Raw genomic sequence first — 22,876 nt, 5'->3', positions numbered from 1 at the left:
AAACCGCGTCTCACCTCATATCGAGGTTGGATGCGGTTTGTTTTGTTATAAACATGACTAATCAAGTATTAATACGAGCCTGACTTATCCAATATGCGCAGGATCATAACTGCTGCTTCAGCACGGGTTCCAAGTGCATCTGGGTTGAACTGTTTCTGTTCATTGCCTTCTACGATTCCTGATTTAACTGCAGCCGCTACTTCTCCCTTAGCCCAATCGCTTACTTTCGATCCGTCTGTGAATCTTTGATCTAAGGATACTGTTTCAGCAATTGCTTGGAATTTAGAACCATCCAATCTATTAAGAGCACGTACTGCAATCACTACCATTTGCTCACGAGTTATCGCTAAGTTCGGGGCAAAGCTGTTATCGCTGACCCCTTTCACTAAACCTTCTTTAACACCTAAACTAACTTCAGCAGAATACCAGTCGCCTTGTGTAACGTCATTAAATTGGTTCGTTGTTTCCTTCTTATTAACGTCATTAATGGCGCGAATCAACATAGAAATAAATGCTGCGCGAGTTACTTCACCATTAGGGTTAAAGGAATTATCCGTAACACCGTTCACTATGTGTTTAGAAGCCAACAATTCAACCGTATCTTTAGACCAATGAGACTGAACATCAGTAAAGGTCTTATCATAAGTCATCACTATAAACTTACCGTTCAGCTGCGATACGTTAAATACTTTAGCTCCATCGCGAGTTACGCTGCGGATAGGAACCCAAGTACCGTTCTCTTCCTTATAAACGTTATATCGCTTTAGATCATTTGAGTTAGGGTAAGCCACAGCCAGCTTGACTTCTAATGCATGAACCGCCTCAACACCTTTAAGCGTACTGGCACCATTTTTATCCACTACGTTCACATTTATTTCAAGTACATTTGACTTAGATGAATAGTTAGCAGTCATTGAATTAGGTGCAACTGACTTCATAGCATCAACTGTTATAGTCGCAACAGCTCCATTTGTTACTGCAGAAGTTGGGATATTAACATTGATACTAACAGAGTCAGATTTAAGCTGTAAGCCTAAACCTTTTTCCGCTAACCCAGATAGCACATTAGCAGGAATTTCGATTTGGGTACTAGCCTTCGTCAGATCTTGCAGACTCAGCGCTATTTTATCAAAGCCATCTTTAATATCAACAAAAGGCTTCAATATGTCCTCTTTTAACGTAATGATATTTACTATCGATCCATCCTCTTTTTTCGTTTGCGTAACAGTTACCGCATCACTGGAAGTAATGATGAGGACGCCATCTTCTACCACTGGAGGATTAGCGACTGCAGAATTCGAAGTGGTATTTGAATTATGATGATTTGGCCTTGGAGTTGGAGTCGGAATAGGATCCACCGAAGATCCATTTGAATCCAAGATGAATGTAACGCTAGTTTTAGCAGATTCATTATTACTAAAATCAACAGACGTAACGCCAAATTCATAGGACTGTCCATATACCAATCCAGATACCGTGTAGGTCGAGCTAATAACCGTTGCACCATTTACACGACTTCCGTTTACATATACATTATATCCTTTCAAGTCAGCCGCTGAGACTGCATTCCAAGTTAAAATAATTGAATTATTTACTTGCAAGGCTTGGACGTTCGCCGGAGCTGGAGGTGATACTAAATCCAGGCTCAAAGCATTTTTAGTTACTCCGTTTGACTCATTGCCCGCATTGTCAAAGGCAGTAACTTTGTAGGAATAAGTAGTGCCGTTTTGAGTTACTACATCCGTATAAGTCGCGTTTACTACAGTACCAATCTTGGTACCGTCGCGGTATACTCTAAACCCAGCTAAATCATTATCATTAGGCGTATCCCAGGTAAGTACAAATCCTGTGCCATTAGGTGTGATGTTTAGGTTAACCGGATCTGATGGTGGAGTAGTATCAACAATAGGCGCAGCTAATGTAGCCGCGTTTACAGTTATACCCGAAGATTCCACATTATACTGATCAACAACGATAAACTTATAAGTATAAGAGGTATTCGGGGATAAGTTCATATCTGTATATGTAGTACCCGTTACTGTTTGTTCAGCACCGTCACCACGTCGTATCAAAGTATGCTTGAATTCCCCGAAATTCGGATTCGTCCAATTCAAGGTAATTTGGTTAATAGTAGAAGAGTAAGTCGCCCCAGTTACGTTAGGAACAGGTGGAATGGATAACACGTTAAATGAACTAGTCTTCGTCAGCTCTACGTTTCCGGCCATATCTATTGCATAGTAGGCTAGAGTATAATTGCCGGCTGCAGATATATTCAACGTATTGCCTTGAGCGATATTAGTCAACGACCCGCCATTCAATGAATATTTTATGCTACTTATACCACTGCCGGAAATATCCACGCTGCTAAATGTGATATTCACAGCATTCCGGTAATTTAAAGAATCCACAGTGATGCCTGTTAAATGAACGGAACTTACAGGAGCTGTCGTATCGATCTTCAGTATTAATGTCTTTTCAACCTCCTTATTCCCTGTAATATCAACAGACCAATATGTAACCGTTTTAGTCCCGTCACCACTTACCGTAAAAGGTCCGGAGTAGATCGTTTCAGAACCGGAAACACCTAATGTATCGCTTATTCTGTATTTCGTAACAATTGTATCCCCTACTGTCGCGTCTGTTGCATTAAGAGTTACAGTAACGCTTGTATTATACCAACCATCTAAACCAACCGTTCCTGCAGGGGTCGCAGTAGTTACTGGAGGAATTGTATCACGACCTGCTACCGTTAAATTGAAAGCTTTAGTGTCCAGAACCATACCTTTTTGAAATACTGCAGTCAATGTAACTATTGACTGACCCAGCAACGGGCGAGTTAGTACGGCGTTAACAGCACCCGTATCACTATCAGTAATAATGTTAATAACACTAGAATCATTGGAAGACCAAGTGATTGAATCTAACGTATTTCTAAGACGTGTCGAATCTATAATTATATTTTGCGTTATATGATTAGAGCTGTCTCCATCTTGATACCCAATCTGAAGGTTTTCTTTAGTATCGGCTACTATTTGAGCATCCGTACGGACCGGTACGGCTTGGATTACGGTCAACGTGAACGTTTTAATGTCTACAGCCGCACCTTTTGTTATCGTGGCCGTAAGAGTAACCGTTTCATTTCCTGTAGCAGGACGTACTACTTGACCATTAACAAGAACTACTGCCGCATTGCTAGAAGTCCAAGTGATAGAGTCTACAGTACTGCCTACACCTGTGGAATTTATAATTACTTTTTGCGTTACATAATTTTCGCTATCTCCGTCCTCATAGCCAATCTGAAGATTTTCTTTTACTTCTGCTACAAAATCTTCAGGGGTTGCTGGCGCTTTCCTTACAACCATAACAGTAAATATTTTGCTATCTGGGGCTGCAGAACCGTAGGATAGGCTTGCAGTAAGATTTACGACAGCATCACCTGCAACGAATGCAGGTCGGTTTACGACTCCAGTGCTGTCAATAACCAAATTTTTGTCAGAAACCCAAGAAACCGTTACTCCATTAACTAGTGTGGGAAGCGAAAGGTTATTTGTTATTCTCCCTGCACTATCACCGTTGGCATATCCAATCGCCAATGCAGCTTTTGCATCCTGAAGCATCACGTCATCGGAAGGGGCAGCAGCTACTAGTCCTGGTGTCGGCATAAAAATACTTATGATCATAGCGAATAAAGTAAATATGACTAGCGATTTTCTAAGTTCCATTTGATAGAATAACCTCCGGTATGTAATTGTTAATTATAGTAATAATAGAATTCAATTTATTTATCCCCAAACAAACTCCTTCCTGGCGACAATCTTCAACCACCTATAATAACATATTATGAAAATAATTGTGCATTTTTCTACATTTCTCAACATTCAATCCGATATTGATCAGACCTTCCAGGTCCACTCTCTTCTTCCATTTTGACTTCATTCAAACAAAAAAACTCCAGATTTCTCTGGAGATATTATGATAAAATATCGATATGAAAGGTATTGTCAATGATTTCCGCGATGAGTAATGGTTACAGAGGAAAACAGCAGGCCACCAATAAGATCAAGATTCATGAACAGGAAGTCTCCTGATCATAGGTTTCGTCCGCACTTCTATGACGATATTTTCTTTCGAAGTGTGATATACAAATCGCTCATTTTTGGCAGAAAACAGTTCTTTCCATGCTTCTTGTGCGTCCTGAATAGTCTTGATCACAGCCACTTCTTCGACATGAAGCATACTGTCCTCATAATGGGATTTTAGTTCTTCTACCAAAACAAATTGATCTGGAAAAAGGTCTCTCACTTCTGACCAGAGCATACCGTCACCTTCTTCGGTTCTTTTCTATTAATTATACTATTGTTCTCAAGCTCTCACATCAAGCCCCATTGGAAAGTTGCAAAAAAATAAACCCTTCAAAATTAATTGAAGAGTTTTTCGCTTTAGGTTTGGTGCGGTCAAGAGTTAGTTCCTAGTGACAATCAGTAATTCAAGCTTAAAATGGCACATCCGCAGTGTTAATGGTAATATTAGTTTACAAGCTCTTAACTGGAGGTGTCCTTGATGAACTGGAATGAAGTTCGAAAGCTGTACCCCAACCGCTTCGTGAAACTCCAAGTCTTAAAATCCCACATTGAAAATCAAGTGCGGTATGTAGATGATATGGCCGTTATCCAAGCTTTCGATGACGAGAAGGAAGCAACCAGGGAGTTGGTTCGTTCCAGAGATGACATAATCGTATATCATACAGGCAAAGAAAAGATTGAAATTCAAATCAAGCAATTGTTCGGATTTAGGGGTCAATATGACAAACATCGAGTTTAGAGATGGGCTTGTGTTCACTTCAATGAAGGTTTTTTTCCGAGGAAAATCAATTGTAATTGAAAATATTGTCGTTGATACAGGAGCCGCGGAAACGATCATTTCCCCTGACGTTGTAGAAGAGATTGGTATTTTTGCTGAGCTTGACGATTATGTACATTCTTTCTATGGCGTAGGCGGGAGCTTGCATAACTTTTTCACCAAGCAGGTTGAAGCAGTAAATCTTGGGTCAGTGAGTCTCAGCAAGGTAAAGTTGGATTTCGGAGTTATTGATCCCCAAGGAAACATTAATGGACTTCTTGGACTTGATATTCTTATGAAGTTAAATGCTGTGATTGATTTGAAGAATTTAGCCATATCTCTAGAAAATTAAGCGGTGACGTAACAAGCCATCAACATATAAGTAATCGGGTAGGGGCTACACATTACTTGAGAAGCTTCCTATACCTTGTCCTCACTCGTTTCCATTGTTTCCAGTGAATCATGCGAATTCGTCTTCTCATCCATTCATCCGTTCTTTGGGGCCGTTTCTTCATATCCGCTATCTTGAAGTAGTTAACCTCCCCCACAATATACCATCTCAGCTTTTCTGCTCATTCCTCGTTTCCCATCCCGTTGCTTCTTGCGACGAGTTCCTTTATTCGTGTTCTCATCTTTGCTATGGGTTTGGGTTGATTGGACTTTATCTTGTATTGCGAATTCATCCCATGCGTTATTCCTGATGATGTTCGTGTTCCTCAGGTCGGAATTTTGCCTCCAGCTTCCTTTAGAATCCACTTCGCGATGGACACCCTGCTCTTGGCTAGTGATTGGTAACTACAGCCCCCCTCAGTGGAGTTTCACCACTAAGTTAATCGCTATGCGTGGCAAAAAAAAAATAAACCCTTCAAAATTAATTGAAGAGTTTTTCGCTTTAGGTTTGGTGCGGTCAAGAGGACTCGAACCTCCACGTCATTGCTGACACTAGAACCTGAATCTAGCGCGTCTGCCAATTCCGCCATGACCGCAAATTGGAATTATTGAAAACATGTAAATGTTTCGTAACTGCGTGATTTATAATAGCACGATGCCATGCATGAAGTCAAGCCTCTACGTATATAAAAAAAAGCGCCAGCGAAGTGCAGCCATATCCTTATGTTAACTTTCATTATTTAATTCAGGTTCAAGTTTTTACATACCGCACGGATTACGTAAATATCACGGTTATTAGCGAGCAATAAAATAGCAATAACAGACCCAAGCTATAAGACACCAGATTGGTAGCGTAAACAAAATACCGTAGACTGTTCCCTTTAATGGGGATCCTTCATCAGACATCCTATACCCTCCTCTAAATCCATGCGCCGTTGTGCTTTAGACGGATTGTTGGATTATATAGTATGCTGGGTTTTGCACAATTATTCTCTGATTTTTGAACCATTCATCATTTTTTCCAAGCTTGTTCCATATAATGTGACAACGAGAAATCTTTGCTCATGCAAAGATACTGGGAGGATTCCGAATGGTTCTATATCAAATAGCTATTGGCGTCATAGTGGCATTATTGTTGTGGGGGTTTATAAAGCTAACCTTCCATTCCATGCTTTGGATAATAGGAATTGCTATTATAGCAAGCTTGATTGTCCCCGGTGCATTCCTTTTTCTAAGCGGCCTTCTCTTCATCCTTATCGGGATGTTAGCTACATTGGGTATTATGTTTATTTTGGGGGCTTTCAGGCCCTAGAGACCATTATTTACTGCTTTAAAACCCGTCCTGGACTTCTACCCTTCCCTGTAGGCCTGCAGAGCTCTTAATGCCCATTCCTTGGCGGCCTGCTTGTTTGCCATTGAAGGGACATCGAACAAATGGGTATCCGCCTGCCCCGCTTCCGCAGCAAGCATAATGACATCTCCGCTTACCTCGAGCTCGCCGACATTTTGAAGCCTCAGAGCGTAAAAAGCATCCAGTTTGACGATTTGCAGTTGCTTCATAGGATTCCCTCCATTTCCCTAACATCTAACTTATATTGTTCCAGTAACCGCTAAGCTTATACCTTGAATTCTGAGATGGATAAGAACTTAATGAACTTGATAACCTATTCTCGGGGAGGTGATATCATGACGGGCAGAAACAACAAACCGAAAAATAGAGGACCTGCTTCGCATCCATCCAGGCTGGAGCAGTTTGATGAGAAATGGGCAGAAGGTAGAAATACGAAATCAGAAGCTAATAACTCAGAGTCAAAGTAAATGAATACCAAGGATCTACTACTCCGCTTTAAGAACGAACATGCTAGTCAATGGGATAGAGGCAACTTATAAATTTATTACACTATTTAATAAAGGAAACAGCCGGGGGCAACCCCGGTTTTTGTTTTTCACCCTTCAATCCATTCTACATTTCGCTCTTCAGCAAAAGGCTGATAATGATGGTTGCGGTCAAGCTTAACAATACGTCTGTTTTGTTTACGAATCATCACGGTTTCATCATCCCAAGCTACCACTATTCCTTTCACGTCATTTTTGACATCAGCATCTCTTACAACACGAATTAAAGTTCCGTCAACCCGATATTGATCCAGAAGATCTTCCGTTATCATTTGTATCACTCCTTTTCCATCTAGTTTATGTAAGAATAGAATACACCAAACGAAGCGCACAATAAACCTGTTAGTATAAGTCAAGTCATTTGCCCAAAAGAAGGGAAGCTCAAACAACATGGATGTAAACACAGAAACAGAGAAAAAGACCTTTTATGTTTCAGTTGGTCAAGGAGAAATACTGGAGCCTTCGAACATGACAGGTAATTTCGAATTTGAAATCAACGCAACTGAGGAAGAACGCGACCAGCTTGAGGAGCTATTCGAGGAATCCATGGAAGCTCAAGAAGATACAGGCATTCGGGCGCATATCCCTTTCCGCGAATATCATAACGATAAAGAAAATGATGCCGCTGATTATTACTTAGCACAAATTTACAAGAAACTGCATGAGCTTGGAACTTCAGAAACTAAAGCTCATATCGAAAGTATGAATATTTTGCCAGACTGAAGTGAATTGAATATTTTGAACACAAAAACAAAACCTATTCCACCGTAAAGGGTGAAATAGGTTTGCCCATTCTTACTGTATAGCACCGTACATCGTACGACTAGCTTACATGTTCTTTAGAATCATTAGTTTCAAACCAGTAATCAAGAACTTTGCTGGACATGACTCTTTTTTGTATATAATCTACCTGCTGTTGAGAAAATTGCTCTTGCCATTCTTCCCCAAGCTGCTCACACAACTTAACAATCGTCAACAATTCGGACCACGCTACGTAACGTTTATACCAAAAAAATTGAGGATGTTCAATCATATAGGGATACAGGTCATCAAACTCTGTATGTTTACAATCGAGGGCACGTTCAAAGTGAATTTTGGCTTCACTTAACTTAGTCTTAAAAAATTCGGCAGGTACACCATTCCCCATAGCAATGCCTCCTCTCTTCGCATGTAATTATTATAAATGAAAATGACCATGCTGAAAAGGTCTATTGATTTTGAAAATAATTCTTGAAAACCACACTATTCAAATTGTATTTTCCCAGGCTCCATGGAAGCAATTCTAGCTAAAGACTCTACACGCACTCCAGATTCCCTGATCGTACGCCCGCCTGCTTGAAATGATTTTTCCACTGCAATGCCGACACCAACCAAGTGAGCGCCTGAACGGCGTATGATTCGGATCAACCCTCTGGCCGCATCGCCATTGGCAATAAAATCATCGATTAGTAGAATTCGATCCTGAGGATCCAGAAACTCCCGCGATACCATTATATCGGTGACCAGTCCTTTGGTAAAAGAAGGTACACGCTCGCAGTAGGTTTCTGACGAATCTGCATTGAGCGATTTCTTGCGACGGGCAAAAACCATTGGTACCCCGAGCTCTTGCGCTACTGCAAAAGCGATCGCAATCCCGGAAGATTCAATCGTAACTACCTTTGTTATATTCTCTTCCCTGAACAAACGAGCAAATTCTTTTCCCATTGCTGTAGTCAGTGCAGGATCAACCGCATGATTCAATATGGCATCCAATTTAATAATCTCGTTTGATAGTACAGTACCCACTTCTCTTATACGTTGTTTTAATAATTCCATTTATGCTCCCCCATCCGCAAAACTCTTTCCGTTAACTTATCACAAGGAGATTCCGGGTTTCAAGTCCTAATGCAATAATCTTTTTTTAAGAAAGTGCAACTTCGGCTTGTAAAACGCGTCTATATAGATGTAATGCGAGAAACATTGACTCTGTCCACGTAAAAAGCTTTATGAAAATAATAACAGGCTATTTTCATAAAATTTGCCTTCTTTTTGTCATAAATGCACTTTGTGGATTACTCATGAACAGAGTATGATTAGGTAGGTTATCTTTAGGGTAATTAATGTACAACCAACAGATGAACCCGGATTAATTCTAACAAATTATTCAAGGAAGGAAAGATTGGGATGATCAGACAAAATAAATTAATCGCTCTTTGGTCTATTCCTTTAATCTTCATTATGCTGTTAATAGGATGTAAAGATACATCAACTACGCTGCAAAGTCCCAAGCCTGGGGAATCACAAGTTCAACCTCCAACAGCAGCAAATATTGATGTGACTCATAAGCATGATGCAGCCGAAGTGAGCGTACCTGTCAAACAAGCAGATAATACACCAGCGATAGTGAATCCAAGTGATAAGGTATCATTGGCGAGTGTTGAGCATAATACTCAGCCTGATCAGGAAACACCGGACAGTAAACCGGCTTCGGCCGCGAAGCCAAAGATTGATATTCAAGACCCTTATAACCAGGCTAAACCGACGCTGCTAGGATTAACTTTAAATACCTCCTTGGAAAAGGTTACAGCGAAATACGGTAAACCGAAATCGCAATTCGTCATGGAAGATGATAGCGACCCCATAACGGTGTATGACTATACCGATTTCCTGGTTGGTTTTAATCAGAAGAATTTGCTCCAATTCATCGACATCCGCAGCAGTGATATCAATCCCGGTCTTAATGGACTTAAGCTGGGTCAATCTACGAATGATGTGTTCAAAACATTAGGTAAACCGGATTCCAACACAAGCTTTGTACTTACATATAAATCAACAGGAGCTGTATTGNACTCCATCAAGCTCTTCGCTGTAGAGTAATGTGTTACTGGTAGCCCCGAAACATATAAATACAGAAGCGCAAAAAAAGGACCTCCATCGAGGTCCTTTTTTTGCGCTTCTGTATTTTTTCAATGAGACTTTTGACGCTTGCGGCGATAACGCCAATAGACATAGGTTCCTGCCCCGGCCAATACAACCAGTATTGCAATGGATAGTCCCAAATAATGATGAACAACACCTGCGATCATCGGAGCGTTTCTGCCGATAAAGTGACCCAAAGATAGAAATGTCAGACACCAAACCAATGCGCCGCTGCCAGCGTACAACAAATATCTCCATAATACGACACCACTTACACCTGCTAAATAACAAGTGAAATGCCTCACCCCGGGGACGTAGTATCCAAATACGACCGCCCATATCCCATATTTTTTAAACCAGCCCTCTGCTCGTTCTAACCTCTGAGGCGTTAGCTTCACCCATTTACCGTATCGATACAGGAAGGGCTTCCCAACGGTCTTTCCTAAATAATAGCTAACGAGCATTCCAGTCATTGTACCGGCAAAACATACTATAAATGAAGTACCGAATGATAGTGGCCCGCCTTCCAAGGTTAAGGACCCTACTGTTGTCATTAAAATCTCATCAGGTACGGGAATTCCAATAATCCCTACAGCCAAAAGGCAATACAATGCAATGTACCCATAGTTTTCTATCAATAGTAAAATATCATCCAGCACTCAAACACGCTCCAACTTCAGATATAATCAACGAATATAAAAGTTCTAATCAATTTTAACAGAAACCTGCCATTTTCCCAAGTTCAGTGTCATGTGTTCGTCCACTCACTCATACCTTGTACTATATCGGGAGTAACATGCCGTGTGAAAGGTAGGTATTTAGATGAGAAAACTCGGCAGCATCGCGCAAGTCAGTTTTACCTATGTCGGTACTGTCGTGGGAGCTGGATTTGCAACTGGCCAGGAAATACTGCAATTTTTTACTAGGTACGGTTGGATGGCCACGCTTACGATTGGCATTTCCAGCCTGCTCTTCGTTTGGCTTGGAATTAAGCTTATGCTGCTGGCTCATGATGTCAAAGCGCGTTCCTATGAAGATTTAAACAAACTCCTCTTTGGTGAAAAAGCTGGACAGTGGATAAGTCTGTTCACTCTCGTAACTATGTTCGGCGTAACAACGGTTATGTTAGCAGGGGCTGGCTCACTTTTTGAGGAACAATTTCATTTGCCATACCAACTCGGATTGTTACTGACATTAGTATTCTCATTTATCGTATTAAATAATGGAATGAAGGCAATTCTTGCCGTAAACTCCATAGTTGTCCCCTTAATGCTCTCCTTTAGCTGTATTATAGTGTGGTATAACTGGGACATGCCTGGCTCAAACAATTGGCTTCAATTAACATCCGATCACAGCATAATTCGCATTTGGTTTGCACCATTTCTTTATGCCGCCTTCAACCTGACCATGTCACAAGGAGTGCTTGTCCCTCTAGGAGCTCAAACTAAGGATCGCTCCGTTCTATTCTGGGGAGGAATTTATGGTGGAGTCATTATTGGAATGATGCTGCTAGCGGGCCATTTTGCTTTATCTGCACAAATGCCTGGAATTTCCCAATTTGAAATCCCCATGGGACATTTGATTCAAAATCTGGGCCCACTACTGCAGTTATTGTTTATTGGTGTAATCTATGGAGAAATTTTTACAACTCTTATTGCTGATGTTTATGGGCTCTCCACTCAGCTGGAGCAACGAACCAGATTTTCTCAAAACCGGATTTTACTGTCCATCCTGCTACTCAGCTATTTAATTAGCCAGTTCGGCTTTAAGACACTGCTCTCCACCCTTTACCCGCTATTCGGCTTGGTCAGCATCGCTTGGTTGGTTATGATTATCCGGTATCGTAAGCGGTCGATCCGCCCGAACTAACGATAGTACAAACGCCAACCTAAGAATCATAAACAACATACCAAACAGTGTAAATACAAATCCACAAATTAAGTAACCGTAATGATAAAGCGGGTAACTCTCCGCATCACGAATAACAGCAATAACATCCGTAAACAGAAATAAGCTCCCCACAGCAAATACGGCAATTAATGCGTAGTCAAAAAAGGTCCAGCGCAGCATTGCAGCCGAAACTGCACTTACAGACGTTATTCCAGCCTTATCTGAGGGCTCTGCTGTCACAATATCTTGAGTTGATTTGGTTTTATGATGCTGGTACAAAGCCCAAGCCATAAATACAGCAGAAGCTGTAACCAACAGTCCAATACTTCCGCCCACGATTGCCAGAATCAATTTCATATTAGTCACCTGCCTCATTTCTCAATAATAACTTTGTATCAATCTACTGTTGAAAGGATAATTGATATAGTAGCCAAATAGAAACTCCAAATACTATGACGGGGAAAACCCATAATACCACTTGCAGAGCTTCATCCCTTATTAAACCTGCCGATCGCCACAACCAGCGTAAATTCCAGCTATCCAATCGAGACAGCAGGTTCTCATCCCCTTGAATTTGTGCTGAAGACTCTCCACTTTCGACTGGATGCGCTAAATTCAGCTTGATTTTTCCTCGTTTCCAACCCACTTGATAGGTTATTTCCCGCTCTGTTCGTTGTTCAGGCTCCATCATTGCGCCTCCGTTTGTTATACTATATACTATAGTATTTATAACCTGTAAAAAAAGCAATGGATTTGTGTAAAGGATATACTTGTTTACGAAAAAATTAGATATAATTTGCAGGAGGAAGAAAATATCATGCAAAAAGTAGTTGCAGTTACCGGAGGGGCTCAGGGCATCGGAAAAGCTGTGGCTTTTGCTTATGCCAAGGCAGGCTATGTGGTTGCTATTGCAGATGCAGATCAGGAAGCAGGAATGGAAACAACACGTGAGCTTCTAGATACAGGCGGTCAAGCGGTTTTTATGTGCGTGAATGTGGCTAAAGAAGATGAAGTCACTCATTGGATACAGAGTATCCACCATGAGTTTGGGCGTATTGATGTTCTAATTAATAACGCCGGGATCAGCCGTAATGGCAGCATGCTTCAATTGTCTGTCGATCAATTTGATGAAGTAATTGGTGTGAACCTCCGCGGCGCCTTCCTATGCTCGCAGCAAGCTGCTGCTGTGATGAAGCTTCAAGGCAGTGGCGCTATTGTAAACATGGCCTCTACAAGAGCTCTGATGTCTGAAGCCGATACAGAAGCTTATTCTGCCTCCAAGGGTGGCCTGGTGGCGCTCACACACGCTATGGCCGTTAGCTTGGGGCGTTATGGCATACGCGTTAACGCGGTTAGCCCCGGATGGATCGAAACACGCGATTGGCAGAAATCGACGAATCGGCAGGAGCCGGTGCACAGTGAGCTTGACAAGCTCCAGCATCCAGTTGGGCGGGTCGGGACTCCAGAAGACATTGCGGCCGCTTGCCTCTATTTAACAGGAGACCAGGCGGGGTTCATAACAGGTCAGAATCTTATCATTGACGGTGGAATGACGGTCAATATGATATATGAATAATTATTATTATTAATTCAGCGAGGAGCTTTCATCATGTGGTTTGTATTTGCGGCTGCCTCAGCCGTTTGCTTCGGCTTAAGAGGTATTCTGTATCAATGGACTTCCCAACGCCCTATCGACCGAAACTTATTGCTGTTCGGGGTTTATTTATCGGGAACAATTATCGCATTAATTATTAATTTGTTTGCAGAACAGCATTGGTCTTCAGGAGTTTGGATAGGTGCAGTGATGGGCTTGTTCTCCTTCATTTCCAATGCTGCGATATATCGTGGCTTTGCAGTTGGAAAAGCAGCGATCATAGCCATGTTCACAGGCTTGCCGCCAGTTGTGGTTGTAATTATGGCTTATTTCATATGGGATGAAAAGCTAAACCTTTGGCAGACATTATCCTTTGTCATTATCATCTTCGGACTTTTGTTAATCCGATATTCCAACGAAATCTCTTGGAGTAATTTAAAAGGGGCGCAATGGGGCGCTCTTGCTATGCTTGGCTTTGGATTAACCGACTTATCGTCCAAGCAGGCCACCCTGTTAGGTGCAGAGACATTGCCTACACTGTCCCTTATGTACATTACAGGTACTGTGTTGTTCGGCTTCACCTGGTATTCGAATCAACGCAAAAAGTCAGCCTCTCACACTGAGACAGCTGCAGCAGCTGAGGTTAGTATTGAGAACGGGAATAGTGCTGCTATGCCAACCCCTCCACGTGTAAATTGGAGCATTGGCAAAACGCTTCTCTGGGGTATGATTGTCGGGCTAACGAATATTTCCGGAATGATGCTAGTTATGCCAGCCTTTAAGCTAGGTGTAACAGGATTAGTTTCCGTAGTTATTGCCATGAACGTAGTATTCGTACTTTTATACGCCCGTTTTGTCTTGAAGGAACGTTTTACGCCATTGGAGCTATCAGGGCTTTGTGCGGCTATGGTTGGCATTATTATTCTCCGTTTAGCAGCTTAGAGGAAGCTTCCTACTCGACACCAAAAGACCGATCCACATGTTGGGATCGGTCTTTTGGTTATAAGAAAAGGTTATGATTGCTCTTTACGGTACGGGCGGTACACACTCTTAAGCTGTTGGACAACCCGTGACATAGAGTAGGAATTCTGCGCCTTATCCCAAGCTACACGTCCCAGATTATACCGGTACGTTGGATCTCCGATCACTTTCTCCAATGCGTTAGCCAATGCGGGAACGTCGTCCACCGGTACCAACAGTCCATTCTGCCCATGAACGATTTGTTCCGGTATTCCACCTACATTCGTGCCTATCAAGGCCAATCCACAAAGTGCCGCTTCGGCAAACACGGAACCAAAGGACTCGGCTCGGGACGGAAGTACGAATACATCAAAGAACGGCATGAAGTCCTCTGGATGCAGCATATAGCCGTAGAAAATAATTTCCTCATAAATATTCAGCTCTATAGCCATCTGTTCAAGCTCTTGACGAATGGGACCATCCCCAATTAGATGGAGGACAAAGGAATGGCCTTGCTTCTTAAGCTCCGCGCAAGCTAATAATAAAGTATCCAGCCCCTTCGCCGGGACTAACCTGCAAACTGTAATAAGCTGTGGTGTTTTATTCTCATGGGCAACCGGACGAAATCTTTTCTCATCAAATCCGTTCGGAATTACACCAATACGCTCGGGCTCCTGCACATATTCGGCTAAATATTGCTTGAATGAACTGGATACCGTTATGAGCTGGTCAACCCGCTCCTCAAGCTCCCGATAAATCGAAGTTAAGAAGGCATGCTCCGGTCCGTTTTCCTTTATTTTACCGTTCAGCACCAATTCCTTTTCAAAGCTTGAATGAACCGTCATTAGAATGGGCGTATCCGGGAACAACTGCTTCATAACGAGTGCAGCTATGGGATGATGGGCATGAATCAAATCATATGTTTTGTTCAAGCGAAGCTTCGTCCACCACACATAGTCCTTATATGTTTGTATATATTTGTCAACGATAGCATTGCCTGCATACACTTCCCAATCAAACGTTGAGAACTGCACCGGCTCAATTCCCTTGCTTCGTACCCTCTTTGGTAACGAAAACAACTCCATTTCCCAGCCTCGTTTATTGAAACGATCCAGCATAAAAGGAATCATCGATGATACTCCACCCGGCTGCTCCGGGGGGAAAAACAAAGCCTGTAATATATTCATGGTTGCCCTCCGCAAAACGTCCAAGTAATAAGACAATTTAATACTTACATCGTAACAGTATTATTTGGCTACTACAAGAGTGTAAAATAAAACTTACAAGTGATCTTTTCCGTGATTCGTGGATATAAAAAACCTCTTCCGAGCTCATTTTACATCGTAACAATGAAGCTTTGGTTACATTGTATTCCTGAGCAGGAAGGAGGTTTTATTAAAAATAAAAAAGCCCTCAATCAAGAAGACTGAGGACTTACATTGAATTTGCTATTAGGCGAAAACAAATGAAGATAGGCCCGGTGGGGGTCGAACCCACAACCTACCGGTTAAGAGCCGGTTGCTCTGCCATTGAGCTACGGACCTGCACATAAAAAGTATATTATCACAGGTTACGTATATAGTCAATTCCACACTTCCAGTTTTTCTTCATACCATTAAATATCAATAAGACAAACCAAACGAATGTTTGCTATAATAGATCTATCTGCATAAGAATGCGAGGTCAATTACGCACAATGAATGGTTTACGACTAGAGGACTTATGGTTAGGCACACTTGGTGCCGTCGTTTCATATTTAATCATTTCAGTTATTTTGCTGCTTACATTGCTGGTTTCTATCCGACTATTAATGACACGGCGAAAAATCGGATATTTCTCCATCATGCTCTCTTTGATCATTTTGATGGCGCAGCATTATCAATTAATTTATTTTGAACTGACACATTCAACAAGCGATTCAGCTTTTTATTGGGCTATGATGCTTAAGCTATTTTCATTTCTGCTTGTTAACTTAGGAGTCTATCAGCTGTACAACCCAACTCGACTTAGAGACGGCATCGTGTTCATCCTGTGCTTCGCAGTGACAGCGCTATTTTCTTTGAGCTATTGGTATATCCCTGAATGGCTGCAAGGAAGCAGCGACCAGATTCGCTTACTTAGGCCGCTTGGAATCGAACTATTCTTGTTTGTGCTTATATTCGTTAGTTTTCTTCTTGTGAATCCTCGCATCGGTCAAAATATCAAGTACCAGCTTATGTTGACCTTATATTTCTGTACACATATGATACATATGGCGAATAGCTATGTTTTTGGTGGTGTGCAAACCGTATTAACCAAACTCGAGCAGATCATACCTATGGTGTTCCATATCGTACTGTTCTTGTTTATTTTCGAGCGTGTCATTGAGCTGATGCAAGCCATCTATAATTCTTCCATCAGGGATGGACTAACTCAGCTGTATAATCGCAAGTACTTCTACAACCGGGTTAGACAGCATATCGAAGGGCGTATACAGGTGTCCGTGCTTTTCAGCGATATCGACAATTTCAAAAAGCTTAACGATACAAAAGGCCATCATATGGGGGATCAGGTGTTAAAGCAGGTAGCCAACATTATAAAAGAGGAAACCGATCAAATAGGCATTTGCGGCAGATACGGTGGCGAAGAAATGGTCGTTCTAGTTACGGATACAGAGACAGATGCCAGTAAGCTTGCAGAACGTATCCGAGCCAGAATCGAGGCGGAGACCATTGTAACTGTAAGTATGGGTTTGAGCCGTTACAGTAAGAACGTAACTGCCGACGAATTGATCAAGCAAGCGGACGAAGCCATGTATAAAGCCAAAACAAGCGGAAAAAACAAGGTCGTTGCTTGTTGATAAGTATGTTTTTATTCTATATCGAACAGAACTTCCAGGGGCTGATCCAGCAATTCACTCAGCCTCTTAGCTGTGGCCGGACCTACTGATTTGACTGAGCGTTCCAGCAAACTTATGTAGGATGGGCTTAAGCCTGATCGTTTGGCTAAATCTCTTTGGGACAATCCTTTTACAATTCTTGCTTTCACAAAGGCGTTCGACTTCGTTGTGATTTTCATCTTAATGAAGTCACCCTCCTTTCAACTGTAACTGACAATTTCCATTATATCACTATTTTTTACTATTGCAACCACTTATGTTTACTTTTGAATACAAACTTATGAACGTTGAAATTACATATGTATACTGTTATCATAATAATGTTAACCATTGTTTACTTCTAATTATGCAGGTGCTGCCTAATGAACTTTTATGAACAACTGCGCGATATGCGCAAATTAAAAGGCTTCACCATCAGAGAGCTGGCTGACCGGTCCGGAGTTTCTGCCGCTTACATCTCTCAGTTGGAAAATGGAAACCGCGGGGTTCCCTCGCCTGATGTGCTGATGAAATTGTCGGAAGGATTGAATACCCCCTACTCCGAGCTAATGGATATTGCAGGATACTTGGAGATGCAAGGATTGGAACATAATGAGCCTTACACCAAGCCACAAGTGAATCTACGGCGCTTTCTGCGTGAAAATGATCTGGTGTTCGATGGTATTGAGCTGTCTGATCAGGATAAGGAATGGATAGAGCGCATGTTAACCGCATTATTCTGGAAAGATAAGCGTAAGGAATATTCGAACGATAATAGCCAGGGCTAGTCAGTTTGGCGTCATTAACTCAATTGAGAACATATAAAATCCCCCTGCTTCATCCGAGGATGATATGCAGGGGGATTTTATATGTCTTCCGATTAACTCGATGGTAACTCACGGTATGCAATAGGGTCTCTGACTCCTGCTTCAGCGAAGCCTTTCAGCCTTAAGCGGCAGCTGTCGCATACCCCACATGCCTCTGACTGTCCATTGTAGCAGGATGTCGTTATTTGGTATGGTACATTCAACAAGGTTCCTTGGCGAATAATGTCAGCCTTGCTCCAAGTGCTAAGCGGGGTTTTGATGCGAATAGGTCCACCTTCCACACCCACCCGTGTTGCCAGCGCCATAACTTCCTCCACTTTATGGATAAATTCCGGCCGGCAATCTGGATAGCCGCTATAGTCCAGCGCGTTGACTCCTATATAGATCGCCTCAGCACCGATAACCTCGGCATAAGAGGTTGCGATGGAGAGAAACAGCAAGTTCCTCCCTGGTACGTAGGTGACGGGTACTTCTGAATCTTCTCTTGCTTTCTCTACCTCATCCACATTTGTCATATCTGGAACATCAATGGTTTCATCCGTTAGCGCGCTGCCGCCGAACTCCTTCAAGAAGCCTAGAGTAATGACTTTATGCCTGTTCTTCACATTATAATGCTCAGCCACTAAACGTGCATTATCCAACTCGATTTTATGCCTTTGACCATAGTCGAATGTAATTGGGTACAGCTCGTAGCCTTCCTCTTGCGCAATCCCCATACAAGTTGTGCTATCCAACCCACCGCTTAAAATAATGACCGCTTTTTTCGGTTCAAGTTTTGTAGTCATATTGCTTCACACCTTTTTCATGATTTACTAAGAAGACTAAACACCGCGGGTAGCCGGATCCCATATTATCTTGTGCAGTTGCATATTTAATTTGACATGGGATAGACCGTGGTCGAGCATGAGCTGTACCAGCTTGGCTGGCGGCATTGTCTCCCATACTGGGCTGAATAGAGGCAGGGCCTCGGTTGAATAATGCTCTAATACGCGGACAGCCTCATTAAAATCACGATCGCTTCCTATTACAAACTTTAGCTCGTCCTGCTTGCGCAGCTTGGCGAAGTTGGACAAAATCATTTTATCGGTCTCTCCGGAATCAGGAAGCTTGTAATCTACAATATACCTAACTAGAGGTGAGTCAATGCTGTCCATAAATGGGGAGACATCGATCGCACCATTTGTTTCGATATGCAGATCTGTCAACGTCTCGATTTGCAGCAGCGCTTTAATCAATGCCGCCGACTTGTCACCATATAGAAGCGGCTCTCCCCCTGTTAAACATATCCGAGTGGATCGATACTTACGTACTTCCTCTACAATCTCCCCGATTGTCATGACACGATCCGCTTCCTCAGGAGGGTAGCTGTACTTCGTATCGCACCAGGTACAACGCAGATTACAACCGAATAATCGCACGAACACCGTTGGAAAACCGGCCCCAGTCCCTTCACCTTCTACGGTTTCAAAAATCTCGACCATCGGTAATTTGATGTTATTCGTATTCACAATAGCGTCCTCTTGCATTTTAACTTCCACCTGGTACATCCCCCATCATAGCCGCAGTAACCGCTGCATAGCTAGTCGGCGTTTCCCACAGTCTAACTTCCTCCAAACGAACCTTTGGATAAAGCGATTCCTCGCGCAAAGCCTGGTCCAATTGTTCGTACATCCAGACCACCATATTTTCAGCAGTCGTATTCATTAAGGGCAGTACATCATTCAAATAACGGTGATCCAGAAGGTTCATGATTCGTTCCTTGGCAATTCTCTTAATATCACCAAAATCAATCGAAATACCTCTTTCGTCCACTTTGCCGCGCATGATTACCTGCAGCTTATACGTATGGCCATGCAAGCTTTTGCATTTTCCTTCGTAACAATGAAGATGATGCGCGCTGTCGAATGTAAACTCCTTGGAAACCAGTACTTCTTTATCATGATATTTAAGCTGGTCCTTACTTATATCCACACCCAATCGCTGTACTTTTGTTGGGATTTCATATTCCATTGTCATCTCACCTCTTCCTGCAAAAAAACAAACCTAATTATAGCATGGACACTTCATTTATCACAATAAGACAAAAAAACTCCGTGCCTGTCCGAAAGTCAGCTATCCCCTCCATCACAAGACGCATTATAGCGGTATGAAATGAAACAGGATCAGCCGGTTTTCTCGGCAAACTACGGAGTACTATTGTATTCTGTTAATGATAAGCCTCTGTTTCAAACATTAATTCTTCAAAAGGCTTGTTCTGAAACAACATGGTAACATTGAACGATTCAAATTCTTTTTCCTTGTCCAGCTCCTGCATCAGTAATGTGCTAATGCATTCACGATCATCGGAATTACCCGGTTCCCGAAAATCGATAAATCCAGTTAGCTGCCTTGAGCTAATATCTATGGTAGCAGTGCCAATGGGCAATCCACCGTATGATTGTTGGTATATTTCATAGGTTAGAGTATCGCCATCATCGCGAGCAAGTACGATTGTATAATCCTCATTCTCCAACTCCCCGTCAACGGTTTCCCATAAACTTTCTGTCTCGTTTCCAACTTCATCCTCGAACAGATCTTGATGGGTCAGCTCAATAGTTTCAATAATTTCCTTATCCCATTCCATATTAAGAACAAAGGTATCTACTTCATCCTCATCAAAATCACTTACCAATAGATTAGCAACAGCTTCTATTTCATCCTCATCAGGCTCAAGCATCCAGGTCACAGTCCCGCTTACCTCACTACCGAGGATTCGGATCGATGCTTCGGCAACCAATTCCTGCAATTCATCATAAATATGATATTCAACTTTGTTACGAGACTCTGCTACAATCATCAACTCGTAAAAGTCATAGGCTGAATCCTCTGCATCCGAAGCACTCTGGACAGGCACGGTGTCCGTATAAGCATTCATTACGTACTCATTTTGCTCCATTGGATCTTCATCCTCGAACCGTTCATTCTCCGGCCAATCAAAATCAAAGTCATGATCCTCTTCCACATTATAAGCTCCAGTTTCCAAAGTATCCGTAGCAATGATATGGTCATATTTACTGTATGTAACCATTACATCGCAGGAATGAACCCCCAGAGCTTCAATCTGAAATTGGATATGCTCCTGTAGAAAAGCCATGACACGCTGCTTAGCATTACGAGGAAGGCTCTCCTCTTCCAATTGGATAGCCCCAGAAATGCGGTCTGCCTCGCGATATACCAGTGTCATGGTTCCAACAAACTGATCGTTCCACAGTATGTCGCTAACTTCTCCGCCTGTCGTCTTCAAATCCGGTCTGAGCATAACATCGGTCATTATTCTCGCCTCCAATGGACTGTATGGTCGCAGTGACTTTATAAACCATCTTTACTAGCGTGTCCTAATAAGCCCAAAAAGTATGCATAGGGGACAGGAGTCCATATCGATCAAAGGTATTTGTCATACTATAAAAGTAGACCGACAACCAAGTTAACTTAAATAATTAAGGCTTTAAACCAACGTTCTTCTAAACCATTATTGCAGATTGTCTTGTTGATCGGTTAATACAAACAAATGGGAGGAATCAGCATGTCTGTAGTTGGAGGATTTCACACGAGCACAGGTGTTATTTTGGTATTGTTCATTTTGTTAGTCATTGTATCTCGTGCCGGCTTCCTGTAAACTTGCGATTAAGCGTCAATGAACTTCTGTAACTAGGTAAGGAAGCTTCTATCTCCGACCTAACAGAACCCCACTTGGATAACAGCTTCGCTCTCCTTAAGGACATGTGCTTAGTCCAAGGTTTAAGCAAAGCCAATATAATGCCTTTTAATTAATAAAAAGACCGGTCATACGGCAATTACGCTGTGACCGGTCTTTTTCCTGCAGGAATGACTTGGCTGCTTGCAACAACTTTAAGAACAAGTCTCTTTAGACTATTTCTAATTTAACCAATGCTTTATAAACACCATTATCATTGTTAGATAAAGTAACAAGATTCGCTGCAGCTTTTACTGCATCAGGTGAATTCTCCATAGCTATACCCAAACCTGCATACTCAAGCATTTCTATATCATTATAATAATTCCCCATGGCGATAATCTCCTCCCGGGGAATATTCCATTGCTGCGCAAGCTTCTCCAAAGCTTTACCTTTGGAAGCCTCCAAGCTCATCACGTCAATAAAATAATCACCGCTGCGGATATATTGAAGACCTTTCGGCATCTCCATCAGCCTCAAGTCGTTCTCTACATCATCCATTAGCTCTAAAGCTCCGAAAATCGTGAATTTGACAAGTGAATGGTTCAGAAGCGTTACATCGCTAACCCTCTGGGGTTGAAGCATATATTTCTCATACATGCTTTCCTCCGTAGCACCTATTTTATCGACGTACATATCAAAAGCCGTATTTACGTCAAAATGAACTTGTTTATCCCTGCAATAACGGATCACAGGTTCAATCTCGGTTAGAGAAAATCCACTCTCATGCAGCAAAATACAGCCTGGTGTTTGAATTGTCGCTGCACCATTATGGGTAATTAACACTCCCTCTAAACCTAACTGCTCCAAAATCGGAACCGCATTCCCCGGTCCCCTGCCTGTACAAAGTACTATTCTTATTCCTGAAGCATGTGCTTGCTGCAGCGCTTGCTTGGTAATGTCCGTGATTTCATAATTATCGTTTAATAGTGTTCCATCTACATCCAATGCAATCATAGAATATTTCAATTCCCTCAAGCTCCCCCATAGAT

At 42.1% G+C, this 22,876-nt stretch carries 28 protein-coding genes and 2 tRNA genes; 11 read left to right on the top strand and 19 right to left on the bottom strand.

Features of this window, described 5'->3' with window-relative positions; genetic code table 11:
* Window positions 1-68 precede the first annotated feature (68 nt).
* Complete coding sequence (locus tag ACFQ0C_RS15305) at window positions 69-3,722, bottom strand: immunoglobulin-like domain-containing protein (protein WP_379367936.1); 3,654 nt, start codon at window positions 3,720-3,722, stop codon at window positions 69-71.
* A gap of 337 nt (window positions 3,723-4,059) precedes the next feature.
* Window positions 4,060-4,317 carry a hypothetical protein gene (locus ACFQ0C_RS15300; protein ID WP_379367935.1) on the bottom strand — a complete coding sequence of 86 codons (258 nt, stop codon included), beginning with the start codon at window positions 4,315-4,317 and terminating at the stop codon, window positions 4,060-4,062.
* A 243-nt stretch (window positions 4,318-4,560) separates the two neighbouring features.
* Between ACFQ0C_RS15300 and ACFQ0C_RS15295 the strand changes: the two genes are divergently transcribed.
* Entirely contained in the window at window positions 4,561-4,821 is a 261-nt protein-coding gene (locus ACFQ0C_RS15295) for a hypothetical protein (protein ID WP_379367934.1), read from the top strand.
* On the top strand, window positions 4,802-5,191 hold the full coding sequence (locus tag ACFQ0C_RS15290; protein ID WP_379367933.1) for a retroviral-like aspartic protease family protein: 390 nt from the start codon (window positions 4,802-4,804) through the stop codon (window positions 5,189-5,191). Before ACFQ0C_RS15295 ends, ACFQ0C_RS15290 begins: the two co-directional genes overlap by 20 nt.
* Before the next feature lie 52 nt (window positions 5,192-5,243).
* Here ACFQ0C_RS15290 and ACFQ0C_RS15285 read toward each other — a convergent pair whose 3' ends face one another.
* Together ACFQ0C_RS15285 and ACFQ0C_RS15280 are read right to left on the bottom strand one after the other, a co-directional pair.
* On the bottom strand, window positions 5,244-5,402 hold the full coding sequence (locus ACFQ0C_RS15285) for a group II intron maturase-specific domain-containing protein (protein ID WP_379367965.1): 159 nt from the start codon (window positions 5,400-5,402) through the stop codon (window positions 5,244-5,246).
* Between the two features lie 336 nt (window positions 5,403-5,738).
* Window positions 5,739-5,825: transfer RNA gene (locus ACFQ0C_RS15280), tRNA-Leu, on the bottom strand.
* A gap of 494 nt (window positions 5,826-6,319) precedes the next feature.
* Here ACFQ0C_RS15280 and ACFQ0C_RS15275 point away from each other — a divergent pair.
* Window positions 6,320-6,541 carry a hypothetical protein gene (locus tag ACFQ0C_RS15275; RefSeq protein WP_379367932.1) on the top strand — a complete coding sequence of 74 codons (222 nt, stop codon included), beginning with the start codon at window positions 6,320-6,322 and terminating at the stop codon, window positions 6,539-6,541.
* A 38-nt stretch (window positions 6,542-6,579) separates the two neighbouring features.
* Here ACFQ0C_RS15275 and ACFQ0C_RS15270 read toward each other — a convergent pair whose 3' ends face one another.
* The gene (locus ACFQ0C_RS15270; RefSeq protein ID WP_379367931.1) at window positions 6,580-6,789 is read right to left on the bottom strand and encodes a hypothetical protein; all 210 of its coding nucleotides are present in this window, start codon (window positions 6,787-6,789) and stop codon (window positions 6,580-6,582) included.
* Window positions 6,790-6,915: 126 nt separating this feature from the next.
* Here ACFQ0C_RS15270 and ACFQ0C_RS15265 point away from each other — a divergent pair, with 126 nt between their 5' ends.
* The gene (locus ACFQ0C_RS15265) at window positions 6,916-7,047 is read left to right on the top strand and encodes a hypothetical protein (RefSeq protein WP_258212748.1); all 132 of its coding nucleotides are present in this window, start codon (window positions 6,916-6,918) and stop codon (window positions 7,045-7,047) included.
* Between the two features lie 128 nt (window positions 7,048-7,175).
* On the opposite strand, the gene ACFQ0C_RS15260 is transcribed toward ACFQ0C_RS15265, so the two are convergent.
* Window positions 7,176-7,397: a hypothetical protein gene (locus ACFQ0C_RS15260; RefSeq protein WP_379367930.1), complete on the bottom strand. Its 222-nt coding sequence runs from the start codon at window positions 7,395-7,397 to the stop codon at window positions 7,176-7,178.
* 118 nt (window positions 7,398-7,515) lie between these two features.
* Here ACFQ0C_RS15260 and ACFQ0C_RS15255 point away from each other — a divergent pair, with 118 nt between their 5' ends.
* On the top strand, window positions 7,516-7,848 hold the full coding sequence (locus ACFQ0C_RS15255) for a hypothetical protein (RefSeq protein ID WP_258212746.1): 333 nt from the start codon (window positions 7,516-7,518) through the stop codon (window positions 7,846-7,848).
* Window positions 7,849-7,948: 100 nt separating this feature from the next.
* Here ACFQ0C_RS15255 and ACFQ0C_RS15250 read toward each other — a convergent pair whose 3' ends face one another.
* From ACFQ0C_RS15250 to ACFQ0C_RS15235, 3 genes are all read right to left on the bottom strand, one after another.
* The gene (locus ACFQ0C_RS15250) at window positions 7,949-8,272 is read right to left on the bottom strand and encodes a hypothetical protein (protein ID WP_258212745.1); all 324 of its coding nucleotides are present in this window, start codon (window positions 8,270-8,272) and stop codon (window positions 7,949-7,951) included.
* A gap of 95 nt (window positions 8,273-8,367) precedes the next feature.
* Window positions 8,368-8,940, bottom strand: coding sequence for a xanthine phosphoribosyltransferase (locus ACFQ0C_RS15245; protein WP_258212744.1), 573 nt, complete (start codon window positions 8,938-8,940; stop codon window positions 8,368-8,370).
* 1,130 nt (window positions 8,941-10,070) lie between these two features.
* Window positions 10,071-10,682 carry a DedA family protein gene (locus ACFQ0C_RS15235; RefSeq protein ID WP_308861705.1) on the bottom strand — a complete coding sequence of 204 codons (612 nt, stop codon included), beginning with the start codon at window positions 10,680-10,682 and terminating at the stop codon, window positions 10,071-10,073.
* 163 nt (window positions 10,683-10,845) lie between these two features.
* On the opposite strand from ACFQ0C_RS15235, the gene ACFQ0C_RS15230 reads away from it, so the two are divergent.
* Window positions 10,846-11,892, top strand: a complete 1,047-nt coding sequence (locus tag ACFQ0C_RS15230) for a YkvI family membrane protein (protein ID WP_379367928.1) — start codon at window positions 10,846-10,848, stop codon at window positions 11,890-11,892.
* Here ACFQ0C_RS15230 and ACFQ0C_RS15225 read toward each other — a convergent pair.
* Window positions 11,818-12,270: a hypothetical protein gene (locus tag ACFQ0C_RS15225; protein WP_258212741.1), complete on the bottom strand. Its 453-nt coding sequence runs from the start codon at window positions 12,268-12,270 to the stop codon at window positions 11,818-11,820. The two genes, ACFQ0C_RS15230 and ACFQ0C_RS15225, sit on opposite strands and share 75 nt — an antisense overlap.
* A 43-nt stretch (window positions 12,271-12,313) precedes the next feature.
* The gene (locus ACFQ0C_RS15220; protein WP_379367927.1) at window positions 12,314-12,601 is read right to left on the bottom strand and encodes a hypothetical protein; all 288 of its coding nucleotides are present in this window, start codon (window positions 12,599-12,601) and stop codon (window positions 12,314-12,316) included.
* A gap of 129 nt (window positions 12,602-12,730) precedes the next feature.
* Between ACFQ0C_RS15220 and ACFQ0C_RS15215 the strand changes: the two genes are divergently transcribed.
* Window positions 12,731-13,489 (top strand): glucose 1-dehydrogenase, encoded by a 759-nt coding sequence (locus tag ACFQ0C_RS15215; protein WP_379367926.1) that lies wholly within the window; start codon window positions 12,731-12,733, stop codon window positions 13,487-13,489.
* A gap of 33 nt (window positions 13,490-13,522) precedes the next feature.
* Window positions 13,523-14,449, top strand: coding sequence for an EamA family transporter (locus ACFQ0C_RS15210; protein ID WP_379367925.1), 927 nt, complete (start codon window positions 13,523-13,525; stop codon window positions 14,447-14,449).
* Between the two features lie 71 nt (window positions 14,450-14,520).
* Here the strand turns inward: ACFQ0C_RS15210 and ACFQ0C_RS15205 are convergent, their stop codons facing one another.
* Complete coding sequence (locus ACFQ0C_RS15205; protein WP_379367924.1) at window positions 14,521-15,654, bottom strand: glycosyltransferase family 4 protein; 1,134 nt, start codon at window positions 15,652-15,654, stop codon at window positions 14,521-14,523.
* Window positions 15,655-15,939: 285 nt separating this feature from the next.
* Window positions 15,940-16,011 (bottom strand) — tRNA-Lys (locus ACFQ0C_RS15200).
* Between the two features lie 152 nt (window positions 16,012-16,163).
* Between ACFQ0C_RS15200 and ACFQ0C_RS15195 the strand changes: the two genes are divergently transcribed.
* Entirely contained in the window at window positions 16,164-17,306 is a 1,143-nt protein-coding gene (locus ACFQ0C_RS15195; protein WP_379367923.1) for a GGDEF domain-containing protein, read from the top strand.
* An 11-nt stretch (window positions 17,307-17,317) separates the two neighbouring features.
* Here ACFQ0C_RS15195 and ACFQ0C_RS15190 read toward each other — a convergent pair whose 3' ends face one another.
* Window positions 17,318-17,524 (bottom strand): helix-turn-helix domain-containing protein, encoded by a 207-nt coding sequence (locus tag ACFQ0C_RS15190; protein ID WP_258212734.1) that lies wholly within the window; start codon window positions 17,522-17,524, stop codon window positions 17,318-17,320.
* A 183-nt stretch (window positions 17,525-17,707) separates the two neighbouring features.
* Here ACFQ0C_RS15190 and ACFQ0C_RS15185 point away from each other — a divergent pair, with 183 nt between their 5' ends.
* Window positions 17,708-18,112 carry a helix-turn-helix domain-containing protein gene (locus tag ACFQ0C_RS15185; protein ID WP_379367922.1) on the top strand — a complete coding sequence of 135 codons (405 nt, stop codon included), beginning with the start codon at window positions 17,708-17,710 and terminating at the stop codon, window positions 18,110-18,112.
* Window positions 18,113-18,204: 92 nt separating this feature from the next.
* Here ACFQ0C_RS15185 and queC read toward each other — a convergent pair whose 3' ends face one another.
* The 4 genes from queC to ACFQ0C_RS15165 all read right to left on the bottom strand — a co-directional run bounded on the left by queC (window position 18,205) and on the right by ACFQ0C_RS15165 (window position 21,461).
* Entirely contained in the window at window positions 18,205-18,936 is a 732-nt protein-coding gene (queC, locus tag ACFQ0C_RS15180) for a 7-cyano-7-deazaguanine synthase QueC (protein ID WP_379367921.1), read from the bottom strand.
* 36 nt (window positions 18,937-18,972) lie between these two features.
* Window positions 18,973-19,698 (bottom strand): 7-carboxy-7-deazaguanine synthase QueE, encoded by a 726-nt coding sequence (locus ACFQ0C_RS15175; protein WP_379367920.1) that lies wholly within the window; start codon window positions 19,696-19,698, stop codon window positions 18,973-18,975.
* On the bottom strand, window positions 19,679-20,161 hold the full coding sequence (gene queD, locus ACFQ0C_RS15170; RefSeq protein ID WP_379367964.1) for a 6-carboxytetrahydropterin synthase QueD: 483 nt from the start codon (window positions 20,159-20,161) through the stop codon (window positions 19,679-19,681). The genes ACFQ0C_RS15175 and queD overlap by 20 nt, the downstream gene beginning before the upstream one ends.
* A gap of 196 nt (window positions 20,162-20,357) precedes the next feature.
* The gene (locus ACFQ0C_RS15165) at window positions 20,358-21,461 is read right to left on the bottom strand and encodes a hypothetical protein (RefSeq protein WP_379367919.1); all 1,104 of its coding nucleotides are present in this window, start codon (window positions 21,459-21,461) and stop codon (window positions 20,358-20,360) included.
* 252 nt (window positions 21,462-21,713) lie between these two features.
* On the opposite strand from ACFQ0C_RS15165, the gene ACFQ0C_RS15160 reads away from it, so the two are divergent.
* The gene (locus ACFQ0C_RS15160; RefSeq protein WP_258212728.1) at window positions 21,714-21,806 is read left to right on the top strand and encodes a YjcZ family sporulation protein; all 93 of its coding nucleotides are present in this window, start codon (window positions 21,714-21,716) and stop codon (window positions 21,804-21,806) included.
* Window positions 21,807-22,055: 249 nt separating this feature from the next.
* On the opposite strand, the gene ACFQ0C_RS15155 is transcribed toward ACFQ0C_RS15160, so the two are convergent.
* Complete coding sequence (locus ACFQ0C_RS15155) at window positions 22,056-22,853, bottom strand: Cof-type HAD-IIB family hydrolase (RefSeq protein ID WP_379367918.1); 798 nt, start codon at window positions 22,851-22,853, stop codon at window positions 22,056-22,058.
* Window positions 22,854-22,876 lie beyond the last annotated feature (23 nt).

The organism is Paenibacillus sp. GCM10027630, assembly GCF_042676305.1.
Taxonomy (GTDB): domain Bacteria; phylum Bacillota; class Bacilli; order Paenibacillales; family NBRC-103111; genus Paenibacillus_S.
Note: the sequence above shows the minus strand (reverse complement) of the source record. Positions and strands in the feature narration are given on the sequence as shown.